Annotated in this window: 12 protein-coding genes; 3 read left to right on the top strand and 9 right to left on the bottom strand. The window is 72.4% G+C overall.

The window, feature by feature from the left end; genetic code table 11:
- The first annotated feature begins 61 nt into the window (after positions 1-61).
- Together IO33_RS0127440 and IO33_RS0127435 are read left to right on the top strand one after the other, a co-directional pair.
- Positions 62-508: an organic hydroperoxide resistance protein gene (locus IO33_RS0127440; protein ID WP_031169701.1), complete on the top strand. Its 447-nt coding sequence runs from the start codon at positions 62-64 to the stop codon at positions 506-508.
- A gap of 83 nt (positions 509-591) precedes the next feature.
- The gene (locus IO33_RS0127435) at positions 592-1,761 is read left to right on the top strand and encodes a serine hydrolase domain-containing protein (RefSeq protein WP_031169700.1); all 1,170 of its coding nucleotides are present in this window, start codon (positions 592-594) and stop codon (positions 1,759-1,761) included.
- A gap of 12 nt (positions 1,762-1,773) precedes the next feature.
- On the opposite strand, the gene IO33_RS0127430 is transcribed toward IO33_RS0127435, so the two are convergent.
- From IO33_RS0127430 to IO33_RS0127410, 5 genes are all read right to left on the bottom strand, one after another.
- Positions 1,774-2,049, bottom strand: coding sequence for a DUF1876 domain-containing protein (locus IO33_RS0127430; protein WP_031169699.1), 276 nt, complete (start codon positions 2,047-2,049; stop codon positions 1,774-1,776).
- Between the two features lie 54 nt (positions 2,050-2,103).
- Positions 2,104-3,027, bottom strand: coding sequence for an NAD(P)-dependent oxidoreductase (locus IO33_RS0127425; protein ID WP_037686028.1), 924 nt, complete (start codon positions 3,025-3,027; stop codon positions 2,104-2,106).
- Positions 3,028-3,098: 71 nt separating this feature from the next.
- A complete protein-coding gene (locus tag IO33_RS0127420) occupies positions 3,099-3,944 on the bottom strand; it encodes a DMT family transporter (protein ID WP_031169697.1) in 846 nt (281 codons plus the stop codon).
- Positions 3,945-4,179: 235 nt separating this feature from the next.
- A complete protein-coding gene (locus IO33_RS0127415) occupies positions 4,180-6,399 on the bottom strand; it encodes an MMPL family transporter (RefSeq protein ID WP_031169696.1) in 2,220 nt (739 codons plus the stop codon).
- A gap of 130 nt (positions 6,400-6,529) precedes the next feature.
- The gene (locus IO33_RS0127410; RefSeq protein ID WP_031169695.1) at positions 6,530-7,135 is read right to left on the bottom strand and encodes a TetR/AcrR family transcriptional regulator; all 606 of its coding nucleotides are present in this window, start codon (positions 7,133-7,135) and stop codon (positions 6,530-6,532) included.
- 156 nt (positions 7,136-7,291) lie between these two features.
- Between IO33_RS0127410 and IO33_RS0127405 the strand changes: the two genes are divergently transcribed.
- Positions 7,292-10,801: a S41 family peptidase gene (locus IO33_RS0127405; RefSeq protein ID WP_031169694.1), complete on the top strand. Its 3,510-nt coding sequence runs from the start codon at positions 7,292-7,294 to the stop codon at positions 10,799-10,801.
- A gap of 110 nt (positions 10,802-10,911) precedes the next feature.
- Here the strand turns inward: IO33_RS0127405 and IO33_RS0127400 are convergent, their stop codons facing one another.
- The 4 genes from IO33_RS0127400 to IO33_RS0127385 all read right to left on the bottom strand — a co-directional run bounded on the left by IO33_RS0127400 (position 10,912) and on the right by IO33_RS0127385 (position 14,624).
- Positions 10,912-11,169 carry a hypothetical protein gene (locus IO33_RS0127400; protein WP_031169692.1) on the bottom strand — a complete coding sequence of 86 codons (258 nt, stop codon included), beginning with the start codon at positions 11,167-11,169 and terminating at the stop codon, positions 10,912-10,914.
- Between the two features lie 94 nt (positions 11,170-11,263).
- Positions 11,264-12,148 (bottom strand): SDR family oxidoreductase, encoded by an 885-nt coding sequence (locus IO33_RS0127395; RefSeq protein WP_031169690.1) that lies wholly within the window; start codon positions 12,146-12,148, stop codon positions 11,264-11,266.
- A complete protein-coding gene (locus IO33_RS0127390) occupies positions 12,145-13,119 on the bottom strand; it encodes an alpha/beta fold hydrolase (protein ID WP_031169687.1) in 975 nt (324 codons plus the stop codon). The genes IO33_RS0127395 and IO33_RS0127390 overlap by 4 nt, the downstream gene beginning before the upstream one ends.
- Positions 13,116-14,624 carry a flavin-containing monooxygenase gene (locus tag IO33_RS0127385; protein ID WP_037686024.1) on the bottom strand — a complete coding sequence of 503 codons (1,509 nt, stop codon included), beginning with the start codon at positions 14,622-14,624 and terminating at the stop codon, positions 13,116-13,118. Before IO33_RS0127385 ends, IO33_RS0127390 begins: the two co-directional genes overlap by 4 nt.
- Between the last annotated feature and the right edge of the window lie 35 nt (positions 14,625-14,659).

Below are 14,659 nucleotides of genomic sequence, written 5' to 3'. Positions count from 1 at the left end.
TACCGGCCAGTACCTTGTGCACGATGTACTTGTGCGCCACTTGTTCCGGGGGAGGCCGGCCATGACCGAGGACACCGCTGTCGACACCCGTCCGACGAAGATCATGTACGTCGCCGAGGCCACCGCCCACGGCGGCCGCGACGGCTATGTCACCAGCCAGGACGGCCAGCTCGAACTGAAGGTCGCGATGCCCCCGGAGCTGGGCGGCGACGGCAACGGCACCAACCCGGAACAGCTCTTCGCGGCCGGTTACAGCTCCTGCTTCCACAACGCGCTGATCCTCGTCGGCAACCGCGCGGGCTACGACCTGACCGGCTCCACGGTGGCCGCCAAGGTCGGCATCGGCCCGAACAGGCACCGCGGCTACGGCCTCGCGGTCGCCCTCAGCGTCTCCCTGCCGGTCCTGGACCCGGACCTGGCGGCCCAGCTGGTGGACGCGGCGCACGAGGTCTGCCCATACTCCAACGCGACACGCGGCAACATCGACGTAACGATCCTCCTGGGCTGATCCCGCCGAGGAATCACAGGCACACAGCCCGCGTTGCACCCACTGTCACAGGCGGCGGGACAGTGAGCGAAAGGATGGCGGGCGTGGACGTGAACGGCACAGTGGCCGAGGGCTTCGAGCCGGTCAGGGAGGCGTTCGCAGCGAACTTCACGCTGCTCGGGGAACGCGGCGCGGCCGTCGCCGTCTACCGCGACGGACACAAGGTCGTCGACCTGTGGGCCGGCACCAAGGACGTCGACGGCACAGCCGGTACGGCTCCGTGGGAGCCGGGGACCGCGCAGATCGTGCGCTCGGCGACCAAGGGCGTCGCCGCCGCCGCGCTCCTGCTCCTGCACCAGCGCGGCGAGCTGGACCTGGACGCCCCGGTCGGCGCGTACTGGCCCGAGTACAAGGCGGCCGGCAAGGAGCACACCCTCGTCCGGCACCTGCTCGCGCACCGCGCGGGGGTGCCCGTCCTGGACCGCCCGCTGACCCCCGCCGAGGCCGCCGACCCCGACCTGGGCGCCGCGGCCGTCGCCGCGCAGGCACCGGTGTGGGAGCCGGGCACGGGCCACGGCTACCACGCCCAGACCTACAGCTGGCTCACCGGCGAACTGATCCGGCGGATCACCGGACGCCCGGTCGGCGCGTGGATCGCGGACGAGATCGCGGGTCCCGTCGGCGCAGACCTGTGGCTCGGGCTGCCGGAGTCGGAGCACGCGCGCGTGGGCCGCGTCGGCCCGGCCGCGGCGCCCGAGGCCGTGGGCGGCCTGAAGACCCGCCCCAAGCGCGCGGTGGCCGAGGCGTACGCCGACCCGGAGTCGCTGACCCGGCGCGCGTTCGCCGCGATCACCCCGCTGCCCGACGAGAACGACGCCGCCTACCGCGCGGCCGCCCTGCCCGCGTCCAACGGCATCGCCACCGCGGACGGCCTGGCCCGCTTCTACGCCTCGCTCATCGGCGAGGTGGACGGCGGCACCCGCCTGTTCAGCCCGGAGACGAGGGAACTGGCCCGCGCCGAGCGGTCCGCCGGACCGGACCGGGTCCTGGTGGTCGGCACCCGGTTCGGCCTCGGCTACATGCTGCACGGAGCGGCGTCCCCGCTGCTCTCCCCCGGCTCCTTCGGCCACCCGGGCCGTGGTGGCGCCCTGGCCTTCGCCGACCCGGAGACCGGCATCGCCTTCGGCTACGTCACCAACGGCTTCCGCAAGAGCGTGACGGCGGACCCGCGGGCGCAGGCGTTGGTGCGGGCGGTACGCACGGCTCTCGGATAGGGCCGCGCGCCGTCACACGTTGATCGTGTGCGAGGTCCGTCCGGACTCCGCGTCGATCTCGTCGTGGGCCTTGGTCAGCAGTTGCATGGCCAGTTCGTTGAGGGCACGTGCGCCGGCGATCTCCTCCCCGACCCGGGGCTGGTTGGCGTCGACACGGTGCCGGGTGGCGTGACCGTGCGCCCGTACCTCGCTGCCGTCCGGCAGGCGCACCAGGGCCGCCGCACGCGTGTGGTCGGCATCCTCCATGAACTCCAGCTCGACGTGCCATCCGACAGTGGTGTGCATCATGACGATCACCTCCGAGAACCGCTGCTTCCAGGGTGCCCCCGGCACCCCGGCCCGTCATGTCGACGCCGGCCGGCGGCCCGGCTTCCCGTCCTGCTGCCCGTCGTCGTCGAAGCTGGCGAAGTACGCGGCGGCCATGTCCTCGTCCGCGTGGCCCTGGGCGGCGGCGCGGGCCAGCCGTTCCGCGGTCGCGGCGGCGACGTCCAGCCGTACGCCGCCGCGCTCACCGGCCTGGACGATGAGACGCGCGTCCTTCTCGGCGGTGGCCACCGCGAACGACGCCGGGGACAGCCTGCCGTCGAGCACCAGCGCGGCCTTGGCCCGCAGGTAGCCCATGTCGAGCGGGCCGCCCTCGATCAGGTCGAAGAAATCCTGGGGATCCACGCCGAGGGCCTGGGCGAGGGCGAGGACCTCGCCCGCGGCGGCGGTGGCGGCGAGCACCCAGCTGTTGGCGACCAGCTTCAGCCGGCTCGCGCTGCCCGCGCCGCCGTCGGTCCCCGTCCACACGGTCTTCGCGCCGACCGCGGCGAAGACGGGCTCGACCGTCTCCCGCCCCTCCTCGGGCCCCGCGGCCAGCACGGTCAGCAGGCCGTCCTCGGCGGGCCGGCGGGTGCCGAGGACGGGGGCGTCGTAGAAGACGAGCCCGTGCTCCCGGGCGAAGGCGGCCAGGTCGGCGACCAGGTCCGTCCCTGCGGTCGTGCACTGCGCCCACACCGTGCCGGGTCGCAGCGCGGGGGCGGCCTCGCGCAGGACGTCGAGGACGGTGTTGCCGTCGTACAGCATCGTCAGGACGACGTCGGAGCCCTCGACGGCCTCGGCGGGGCTGCCGGCGACCCGTGCGCCGTCGGCGGCGAGCGGCTCGGCCTTCTCCCGCGTACGGTTCCACACACGCACCCGCAGTCCCGCACGGCACAGGTTCCGGGCCATCGCGGCCCCCATGATGCCGGTGCCCAGAACGCTGACGGTCGGCTTGTCGGTCATGGTCGGCTCCCTTTCGTTCCCGTCGCTGCCCGGTGCGGCCTGCCGGGCCACCCGCCGACCGGACCATCCGTCTACCCGGCGTGCACCATCAACGCGATGCCCACCACCAGCAGCCCGGCCGCCGCGATTCTGGGTGCCCCGAAACGCTCCTTGAAGAACACCGCGCCGATCGCGGCCCCGACGATGATCGAGGACTCGCGCAGCGCGGCGACCGGCGCGAGTTCGGCGCGGGTCTGGGCCCACAGCACGAGGGCGTACGCGGCGACGGACAGGGCCGCGCCGAGGAGGCCGAGAGCGGCGTGGGGCCGGAGCAGCCGGACGGTGTCGGCACGCGCGCGTGCGTACATGTAGCCCGGGATGACGACGCCCTGGACGGCCATGAGCCAGGCGATGTACCCGAGCGGGGTGTGCGCGGCCCGTACGCCCAGGCCGTCGATCACCGTGTACACGGCGATCGTCAGCCCGGTCGCGAAGGCCGCGCCGATCGCCGCCCAGTCGGGCCGGCTTCCGCGCAGTCCCCACAGGCTGACGCCCATGAGCCCGACGCAGGACACGGCGATCCCGGCCAGTGCCCGGTTCCCGGGCACCTCGTGCGCGAAGACGGCCGCCAGCACGGTGACCACGAGCGGGGCGCTGCCGCGCGCGATGGGGTACGCCTGCCCGAAGTCACCGAGCCTAAAGGAGGTCATCAGCAGGGCGTAGTAGGCGATGTGGACGGCCGCCGAGGCCAGCAGGTACGGCCAGGCGGGCCCCGCCGGGAAGGCCGCGAACGGTGCGATCGCGAGCCCGATCAGCAGCCCGCCCCCGGATATCAGGGTGAACCCCACCAGTTTGTCGGTGATGTGGTGCGCGATGGCGTTCCAGCTGGCGTGGGTCACGGCGGCGAGCAGGACGGCGGCCGCGACGAGCGGCGTCACGCGGTCCGCTCGCGAACGTCCACCAGGTCGGCTCCGGCGAAACGGGGGTGGGCTGCGGACTCGTCGGCGTCAGTGGCGGCTGTCGTCGTCATGCGCGGCACGCTACGGCATCGCCGGGGCCGCGCTTACGGGGGTTTCGCCGCGACGGTCGCCGTGCACAGCGGAAAGCCGGTGAGGGTGCGGCCCCGTCCCCACGGGCACCCTCACCGGCCGCTCTGCCGTCAGGAGCGGTACGTCAGACCCGTACCAGCTCCCTCTCCCCGTCGGGGTCGGCGTCCCTGCGGTCCTCGGCCGTGCGCAGGCCCTCGCCCTCCACGTCGACGTCGGGCAGCGCGCGGTCGAGCCACCTCGGCAGCCACCAGGCCCGCTTGCCGAGCAGTGCGAGCACCGCCGGGACGATGGCCATGCGGACGATGAACGCGTCGAAGAAGACGGCGACGGCGAGGCCGAAGCCGATCATCTTGATCATCGACTCGCTGGAGCCGATGAAGCCGGAGAAGACGGCGATCATGATGATCGCGGCGGCCGTGACGACCCGTGCGCTGTACTTGAAGCCCGTCACGACGGCCTGGGTGGGCTTCTCCCCGTGGACGTACGCCTCCCGCATGCGGGTCACGAGGAACACCTCGTAGTCCATGGCGAGACCGAAGACCACGCCGACCATGAAGATCGGCATCATCGACATGATCGGGCCGGTCTGCTCGACGTTGAACAGGCTGGACAGCCAGCCCCACTGGAACACCGCGACCACGGCGCCGAGGGCCGCCAGCACGCTGAGCAGGAAGCCGAGGGCCGCCTTCAGCGGGACGAGGATCGAGCGGAAGACCACGATCAGCAGGAGGAAGGCCAGGCCGACGACCAGCGCGAGGTACGGCAGCAGGGCGTCGTTCAGCTTCTGCGAGAAGTCGATGTTCATCGCCGTCGAGCCGGTGACCAGGACCTTCGCGTCGGTCGCGGAGGTTATGCCCTCGCCCTTGTCGCGGATGGCGTGGACCAGGTCCTCGGTGGTGGTCGAGGACGGCTTGGAGTCCGGGATGACCGTGATCGTCGCGGTGTCGCCGGCCTTGTTGGGCATGGCCGGAGTGACCGTGACGATGTCCTTCAGGCCCTTGATCTCGTCGCCGACCTTGGTGAAGGCCGCCTTGGGGTTGTCGCTGCCCTTGGCGTCGACCACGACCATCAGAGGGCCGTTGAAGCCCGGCCCGAAGCCCTCGGACAGGAGGTCGTAGGCGCGGCGCTGGGTGGTGGAGACCGGCTGGGAGCCGTCGTCCGGCAGGCCGAGTTCCAGGGAGGCGGCCGGGACCGCCGCCGCGCCGAGGCCGATCACGCCGAGCAGGAGGACGGCGACCGGGCGCCGTACGACGAAGCTCGCCCAGCGGGTGCCCATGTTCGGGCGGCCCGGCTGCTTCGGCTTGCGGCCGCCGCCGAGCAGCTTGCTCTTCTGGCCGGCCGGCTTGATCCTGCGGCCCGCGTAGCCGAGCAGCGCCGGGATCAGGGTGAGGGCGATGAGGACGGCGACGGCGACCGTACCCGCGGCCGCGACGCCCATCTTGGTCAGCATCGGGATGTCGACCACGGACAGGCCGACCAGGGCGATGACGACGGTCAGGCCCGCGAAGACCACCGCCGAGCCCGCCGTGCCGACGGCCCGTCCGGCCGCCTCCTCGCGCTCGCGGCCCTCGGCCAGTTCGGCGCGGTAGCGGGAGACGATGAAGAGGGCGTAGTCGATGCCGACGGCGAGGCCGATCATCGAGGCCAGGGTGGAGGTGGTGGTGCCCAGGTCGAGGGCCTTGGCGAGCGCGGTGATCGTGGAGACACCGATGCCGACGCCGATGATCGCGGTCAGCAGCGGGAATCCGGCCGCGAGCAGCGAGCCGAAGGTGATGACGAGGACCACCGCGGCGACCGCGATGCCGATGACCTCGCTGTTACCGGTCTCGGGCGTCGCCTGCAGCGCGTCACCGCCGACCTCGACGGTCAGCCCGGCGTCCCGCGCGTGCTGCGCGGCCTCCTTCAGGGCGTCCTTCGAGGAGTCCTCCAGCTCCATGCCGGAGACCTTGTACTTCACCGAGGCGTAGGCGATCGTGCCGTTCTTGCTGACGGCGTGTCCGGTGTAGGGGTCGGCGACGGAGACGACCTCGGAGCCGCTCTTCAGCTCCTTCACCGTCTTCTCGACGGTGGCCTTGTCGGCCTTGTCGGTCATCTTCTCGCCGCTGGGCGCCTTGAAGACGACGCGCGCGGTGGCGCCGTCGGCGCTCATGCCGGGGAAGCGCTGTTCCAGCAGGTCGAAGGCCTTCTGGGCCTCGGTGCCGGGGATGGAGAAGGACGTGTTGCCGGCGGCCGGCGCGGAGGCGGCGCCCACCCCGGCGAGGGTGAGCAGCGCGACCCATATGAGGGCGACGAAGTGCCGTCGCCGGAAGGCGAGACGGCCGAGTCTGTACAGAAACGTGGCCACGGAGGCGTACTCCCGGTCAGGTCGTGGGGTTCATCAGGGCAGGGGTGATCAGCCCGACGACGTGAGCGGTGACGTCAGGTGGTGGGCTTGCTCGGGGATCAGAAGGAGATCAGAAGGGGATCAGAAGGGATCAGCGGGTGGTGGCGCCGAGGGCGGGGAGGACCACGGCGTCGATGTACGACAGGAGGAAGGCCTGGTTCGGCGGCTGCTCGTCGATGAGCGAGCGGGCTGCGAACCCGCCGATCATCATGTGCATCACGTAGTCGATCGCGGGGTTGTCCGCACGGACCTCGCCCCGGTCGATCGCCCGCTGCAGCACACGGCGGAACTCCGCCATCTCCGGCTCGATGAGATGGTCCCTGAACGCCCGCAGGAGGTCGGGATTGCCGTGGACGGCCATCGCCAGACCCCGCATCAGCGCGGAGTTCTGCTCCATCTCGCAGTCGTCCGAACGCAGGGTGAGGGCGTGCAGATCACCTCTGAGCGACCCGGTGTCGACCTCGTCGGCGGAGCCGCCGGGCTTGCTGTGCCGCACCGCCTTCGCCACCAGCTCGGCCTTGCCGCCCCACTGGCGGTAGAGCGTGGCCTTGCTGGACCGGGTGCGGGCGGCGACGGCGTCCATGGTCAGGGCGTCGTAGCCGACCTCCCGGAGCAGGTCGAGCACGGCCTCGTACAACTCGGCCTCGCGCTCGGGCGTGATCCGGCTGCGACGTGCCGTTGCGACGACCTCGGTCATGCCACTCACCCTTCGCTCCGGAGCCTCCTGCTGCTTCGTACACCATGAAGATACCCTGAGACCGAGCGAAACGAAACAGTTTCGTACGTGTGCTGGGTCACGCCTGTGAAGCGCGCATAAGTTGCTGTGCCCCAGCGGGCGGAAAAGCATGGGGAGGTGAGCTATCTGCGCTTTCCCCACCTCAGCGGCGACCTGCTGTGCTTCGTGGCCGAGGACGACCTGTGGCTGGCCCCCCTCGACGCCCCGGGCAGGCCCTGGCGGCTCACGGCGGACCGCACGAAGGACGGGCACCCGCGTTTCTCGCCCGACGGCCGCCGCATCGCGTACACGAGCTGGCGCAGCCTCGTGCCCGAGATCCACCTCATCGACGTCGACGGCGGTCCCGCACGGCAGCTGACGTACTGGGGCAGCGCCGACACCCAGGTCTGCGGCTGGACCCCCGAGGGCGACATCCTGGCCGTCGCCTCCCACGGCGAGCCCTTCTCGTACTTCACCTCGGCCTACAAGGTGTCCCCCGACGGCGACCCCGGCCGCAAACTGCCCTGGGGCCCGGTCGCCGACATCCAGGTCGCCGACGTCGACGGACAGCACAAGACCCTGCTGCTCACCGGCACCCCGCCGCACGAACCGGCCTCCTGGAAGCGCTACCGCGGCGGCGCCATGGGCCGGCTCTGGCTGCACGGGCGGCGGCTCGTGCCCGGCATCGGCGGCCATCTGGCCAGCCCGATGTTCGTCGCCGGCCGGATCGCCTTCCTCTCCGACCACGAGGGCGTCGGCAACCTCTACTCCTGTGCCCAGGACGGCACCGACCTGCGCCGCCACACCGACCACGACGCCTTCTACGCCCGGCACGCCGCCGGCGACGGCAGCCGCGTGGTCTACCAGTGCGCGGGCGACCTGTGGCTGGTGGACGACTTCTCCCCGGGCGGCGTACCGCGCAAGCTGGAGATCCGCCTGGGCGGTCCGGCCACCGGCCGCCGCCGGTACCCGGTACCGGCCGCGCAGAACGTCGACGGCATCTCCGTGGACGAGACCGGCCGGGCCAGCGCCGTCGTCGTACGCGGCAGCCTGTACTGGCTCACCCACCGCGACGGCCCCGCCCGTACGATCACCGACCCGCCCGGGGTGCGGGTACGGCTGCCGGAGATGCTGGGCACGACCGGCCAGGTGGCGTATGTGACGGACGCGGAGGGCGAGGACGCCGTCGAGATCGCCCAGCTCCCCCGCGCGACCGGCGACCGCGCACCCCGCCGGCTCGCCTCCGGCGCACTGGGCCGGGTCCTGGAGATGATCTCCGACCCGCTGGGCGAACGGCTGGCGATCGCCTCGCACGACGGACGGCTGCTGCTGATCGACGTGGGCGAGGAGGGCACGGAGGCCCCGGCGGACACGGAGGCCCCGGCCGGCGGGAAGGGCGCGGAGGTTCCGGCGGGCGGGGAGGCCCCGGCCGGCGGGGAGGGCGCGGAGGTTCCCGCGGACACGGGGGTCCCGGCCGGCGGGGAGGCCCAGGAGAGCGGGGAGGCCCCGGAGGCCGGGCAGGGCGCGGAGGTTCCGGCGGGCGGGGAGGCCCAGGAGGGCGACGGTGGCGGCGCAGGACCCGCGGCGGATGCCGGCGCGCGGGGCACCGGGGCCGCCGACACCGCCGGAGGCCTGGTCACCGAGCTGATCCGCTCCGTCAACGGGCCCGTCCGCGACCTCGCCTTCTCCCCGGACGGCGCCTGGATCACCTGGTCGCACCCGGGCATCGGCCGCTCCCTGCGCCAGATCAAGCTGGCCCGCATCAAGGACCGGCTCGTCGTGGACGTGACCAACGGCCGCTTCGAGGACGAGAACCCCGTCTTCACCCGCGACGGCCGCTATCTCGCCTTCCTCTCCTGGCGCGGCTTCGACCCCGTCTACGACGTCCACACCGGCGACCTGTCCTTCCCGCTCGGCTGCCGCCCGTACCTCGTCCCGCTGAGTTCGGCGACCCCCTCCCCCTTCGCCCTGAACCCCGAGGGCCGTCCGGCGGCCGGCGGGCTCGACCCGGCCGAGGACGAGGAGACCGGCGAGGCCGGCACGGTGACCGTGGAGGCGGAGGGCCTGGCGATGCGGGTCACCCCGTTCCCGGTGATCGCCTCCAAGTACTCCGCGCTGTACCCGGTCGCCGGCGGCGGCCTGGTCTGGCTGCGCTGGCCGATCTCCGGTGCGCTCGGCGAGACCTTCGCCAACCCGGCCGACACCACCAGCCGCCCGACCCTGGAGTACTTCAACATCACCAAGGCGAAGAAGTCCGAACTGGTCGACCACCTGGACTGGTTCGCGGTCAGCGGCGACGGCACCCGTCTGGTCGTCGTCGACGAGGGCGACCTGCGCGCGGTGCCCTCCACGGAGCTGGGCGACAGCGACACGACCGTCTGGATCGACCTGCGCCGCATCCTCCACGTGGTCGACCCGCCCGCCGAGTGGCGCCAGGCCTACGACGAGGCCGGACGGATCATCCGCGCCTACTTCTGGGACCCGGGCATGAGCGGCATCGACTGGGACGCGGTGCTCGACCAGTACCGCCCCCTCGTCGAACGGGTCGCCTCCCCCGACGAGTTCGCCGATCTCCTGCGCGAGGTCCTGGGCGAACTGGGCACCTCGCACGCCTACGTCACCGCCGCCCGCCGCAACGAGGGCCCGGCCCACTACCAGCGCTGGCAGGGTCTCCTCGGCGCCAACCTCGTGTCACGGGACGGCCGTTGGACGGTCAAGCGCATCCTGCCCGGCGACTCCTCCGACTCCAAGGCCCGCTCACCGCTGGCCGGCACCGGCATCCGCGAGGGCGCCGTCCTCACCCACGTCGACGGCCGCCCCGTCGATCCGGTGACCGGTCCGTACCCGCTTCTCGCCGGGTCGGGCGGTACGACCGTGGAGCTGACGTTCACCCCGCCGGAAGGGGAGCCGGGCCGGGCCCGCCGGGTCGCCGTCGTCCCGCTCGTCGACGAGCGGCCGCTGCGCTACCAGGACTGGGTCGCCAAACGCCGGGCCGTCGTCCGGGAGTTGAGCGGCGGCAAGTGCGGCTATCTGCACATCCCCGACATGGGCGGCTCCGGCTGGGCCCAGTTCAACCGCGACCTGCGCATGGAGGTGTCCCGGCCGGCCCTGATCGTGGACGTGCGCGGCAACGCGGGCGGACACATCAGCGAACTCGTCATCGAGAAGCTGACCCGGACCATCCTGGGCTGGGACCTGACGAGGGACGCGCAACCGGTGTCGTACACGTCCAACGCGCCGAGGGGCCCGGTCGTGGCCCTCGCCGACGAGGCGACGTCGTCGGACGGCGACATGATCACGGCCGCCTTCAGGCTGCTGAAGCTCGGCCCGGTCGTCGGCCAGCGCACCTGGGGCGGCGTGGTCGGCATGACCGGCCGCCACCGGCTGGGCGACGGCACCGTCATCACGGTGCCGATGAACGCGGCCTGGTTCGACGCCTACGGCTGGTCCGTGGAGAACCACGGCGTCGCCCCGGACGTGGAGAGCCTGCGCACCCCCCTGGACTGGGCCGAGGGCCGCCACGTGGAGATGGACGCCGCCATCGAACTGGCCCTGGACCTCCTGACCGCCAACCCGGCCGCCACACCCCCGGCGTACGAGGACCTCCCCGACCGCTCCCGCCCCGAACTCCCCCCGCGCCCGGACTGATTCGCGGGCTGATTCGCGCCCCGATACCTCGGGGCCCACGGACAAAGCGCAGGGCGCCCTCCCTGTGGAAGGGCGCCCCACGCCAGACCGGCCAGAGCCGAGCGCAGCGACTAGGCGTCGTAGTCCCGGTCGAAGCGGTCTTCCATCTCCGCTTCCGTGTCCTCGATGTCGCGCATGTTCTCGCGACCGTGCTGGGGCTGCTGGCCGCGCTGCGTCTGCTGCTGACCCCGCTGGGGCTGCTGGCCGCGCTGCGTCTGCTGCTGGCCGCGCTGGGGCTGCTGGCCGCGCTGGCCGGCCCGCTCACGGGTCTCACCGAGCTTCTGCTTGCCCTGTTCCTGCCACTCGTTGGCCTTGTCCTTCATACCCATGTGGGTTCACTCCCGTGGTGGGTGAGGTGGGGAATCGGCCCCTCGAAGGGGGCCTCGACCAGATTCACACGGCCGACCACGGTGCGCATGTGGATCAGTTACGGGGCGTAGCCCGTGCCGCTTCGTCGGCTTCCCCGCCCGCGCCCACGAGCCCCGACCGCATCCCCTGCAGCCGGGGCGCGAACCGCTTCATCTCGCGTTGCCCGACCGTCCCGATGAGCGCCGGCAGATATCCGCGCACGCCCTGCATGCCCCGCAGCCACCACTGCCCGTACACATGCGCCGAGCGCCGCTCGATCCCGGCGACCAGCCGGTCCACCGCCGGTCCCAGCGGGTACGTCTTGTTGGACGGCCACGGCAGCCGCTGGCGCAACTCCCGCATGACGTCGTCCTGGTCGGCGCCGCGCACCATGTCGGTGTCGGTCCAGGACAGGTAGGCGACGCCGACGCGCACGCCCTGGTAGCCGACCTCGGCGCGCAGGCTGTGCGCGTACGCCTCCACGCCCGACTTGGACGCGCAGTACGCCGTCATCATCGGCGCCGGGGTGATCGCCGCGAGGGAGGCGACCTGCAGGAGATAGCCCCGGCTCTCCACGAGCACCGGCAGGAACGCCCGCGCGGTCACCGCCGAACCGATCAGGTTCACCTCGATCACCCGCCGCCACGCCTGCGGATCGGAGTCGGCGAACGGACCGCCCGTCGCCACACCGGCGTTGGCCACCACGATGTCGACCTTCCCGAACCGCGCCTTCACCTCCTGCGCGACCCGGCTCATCGTCTCGTGGTCGGTGATGTCGGCGTACCAGTGGGCGCTGTCGCTGTGCAGACGCGAGGAGACGTCCTTGAGCGCCTCCTCCTCCAGGCCGACCAGCGCGACCTTCGCGCCGCGCGCGGAGAGCTTGCGTGCCAGCAGCTCACCGACCCCGCGCGCCGCTCCGGTGACGACCGCGACCTGCCCTTCGAGGCTGACCCTGCTCATGCGCCCTCCTTGATCTGCGCCGGGGTGGCACGGTGCCCGTCCTCGGGCTCGGTGCCCGTGGCGGTGACGTACGTGGTGACGAGTTCCCGGATCCTGGCGGTCACCAGGTCCGGAGCCTCGATCGGGGTCATGTGGCCGACACCGGTCAGCTCGGTGAGGCCGACGCAGTGCGGAAGCGCGGCGACCAGCGCGTGGGCGTGCACAGGGGGCGTGAGCCGGTCGGACGCGCCGTGCACGATGGCGGTGGGCGCATGCAACTCCCGTACGCCGTGGTCGAGATCGAGCGCCTCCAGCACACCGGCCCACGCGTGGCGGACGGCGCGCGGGCAGGCGTGCACGATCCGCGCGCACGCCTCCACCATGTGCGGGGCGGAACCGGCGCCCATGGTGGCGTACTTGAGGATGCCCTTCGCCACCGGTGTGACCGGTCCGAGCGGGGCACGGGAGCCGAGAACGTGCCCGGTGAGCCAGGTCCGCACCCGCCCGGCGCCGAGCGGCACCACGCGCGACCGGGCGACCAGCCGCGAGCTGCCGGTGCTGCACAGCAGGACGGCGGCGGCGTGCTCCCGGAAGCGGGGGCGCGCGGCCGCGGCCATGACCGTCATACCGCCCATGGAGTGGCCGACGATCAGCGCCTTCTCCTTGCGCGCGAGCGTCTGCGCGAGCACCGCTTCGAGGTCGTCCGCCAGCGCGTGGGTGGTGCACGCGGGGCTCGCGGGGCTGTTCCCGTGCCCCCGCTGGTCGTATGCGATCACCCGGTGATCGGTCGCCAGGTCCCGTATCTGCGCGGCCCAGAAGGCGGTCGAGCAGGTCCAGCCGTGGGAGAGGACGACGGGGGGCGCGTCCTCGGGGCCGTGCACCTCGACGTGCAGCCGCGCGCCGTCGGCGGAGACGACGGTGAGTGCGCGGGAAGGGGTGGGCGGGGCGTACGGCCCGGAGGCCACCGGGGTCACAGCGGCTCGGCGGCTCATGCGACGGCCTCGCTCTGCTTGCCGGACACCGCTGCCGGCCTGCGGACGACCTCGTACTCGGCGAGGTCCACCCGGCGGGTGGCACGCCGGAACTCCGACGTCGTACCCGGCCAGATGGTGGTGTTGCGGCCGCTCTCGTCCAGGTACCAGCTGGTGCAGCCGCCGGTGTTCCACACGGTGCGCTTCATGCGCTCCTGGACCTCGCGGTTCCAGTCCTCGACGGCCGCGGGCCGGGCGTCGAGGGCCGTACGGCCTCCGAGGACGTCCAGTTGCCGCAGATAGTCGGCCATGTAGTTCAGCTGGGACTCGATCATGAGGATCATGGAGGAGTTCCCGAGGCCGGTGTTGGGCCCGATGATCGTCATCCAGTTCGGGAACCCGGCGGCCGTGGCACCGCGCAGCGCCTGCATGCCGCCCTTCCAGGACTCGGCGAGCGTGGTGCCCTGCGCCCCGACCACCCGCTCGGCGATGGGCATGTCGGTCACGTGGAAGCCGGTCCCGAAGACGATCGCGTCGACCTCGGTCTCGGTGCCGTCGGCCGCGACGACGGTCGAGCCGCGGATCTCTCCGAGCCCGCTGGCGACGACGTCCACATTCGGCTCGGCCAGCGCGGGGTAGTACGTGCTGGACAGCAGGATCCGCTTGCAGCCGATGCGGTAGTCGGGGGTGAGCTTGGCGCGCAGGGCCGGGTCCTTGATGGCGCGGGCCATGTTGCGCTTGGCGAGCCGCTCGACGAGTCCGAGTTCGTCGGGGTGCTTGGTGAACGCCTGGACCTGCAGCTCCCGGATGCCCCAGAGCAGGCCGCGCCTGAGCTGGCTGGTGAGGGGCACGGCCCGGTGCAGGCGGCGCTCGGCGCCGGTGATGGCGCGGTCGACGCGGGGCATGACCCAGGGCGGGGTGCGCTGGAAGAGCGTGAGCCGGCCGACCTGCGGCTGGATGGACGGCACGATCTGGATGGCGGAGGCGCCGGTGCCGACCATCGCGACGCGCTTGCCGCGCAGGTCGTAGTCGTGGTCCCAGCGGGCGGAGTGGAACACCTTGCCCGGGAAGGACGCCAGCCCCGGGATCTCCGGGACCTTCGGGTCGGACAGCGGCCCGGTGGCGGAGACGACGACGTCGGCGGTGAGCGTGCCCCGCGCGGTCTCGATCTCCCACCGCAGGTTCTCGGCGTCCCAGGTCATCAGCTTGACCTCGGAGTCGAAGCGGAGGTGCGGGCGCAGTCCGAAGAGGTCGGTGACGTGCTCCAGGTAGGCGCGGATGTGCCGCTGCCCGGAGAAGGTGCGCGGCCAGTCGGGGTTGGGCGCGAAGGAGAAGGAGTAGAGATGGGAGGGCACGTCGCAGGCGCACCCGGGGTAGCTGTTGTCCCGCCAGGTGCCGCCGACGCTGTCCGCGCGCTCCAGGACGACGAAATCGGTGATCCCTTCGCGGCGCAGCCGCACGGCGGCCCCCAGCCCGCCGAACCCGGACCCGATCACCGCCACCCGTACATGCTCGTGCTCGGCCATCCCGAAGCCTCCACGCATCGCCTTTGGACTCTGCC

It is taken from the genome of Streptomyces durhamensis (assembly GCF_000725475.1).
Lineage (GTDB): Bacteria > Actinomycetota > Actinomycetes > Streptomycetales > Streptomycetaceae > Streptomyces > Streptomyces filipinensis.
This window is presented reverse-complemented; position numbering and strand designations above follow the sequence as displayed.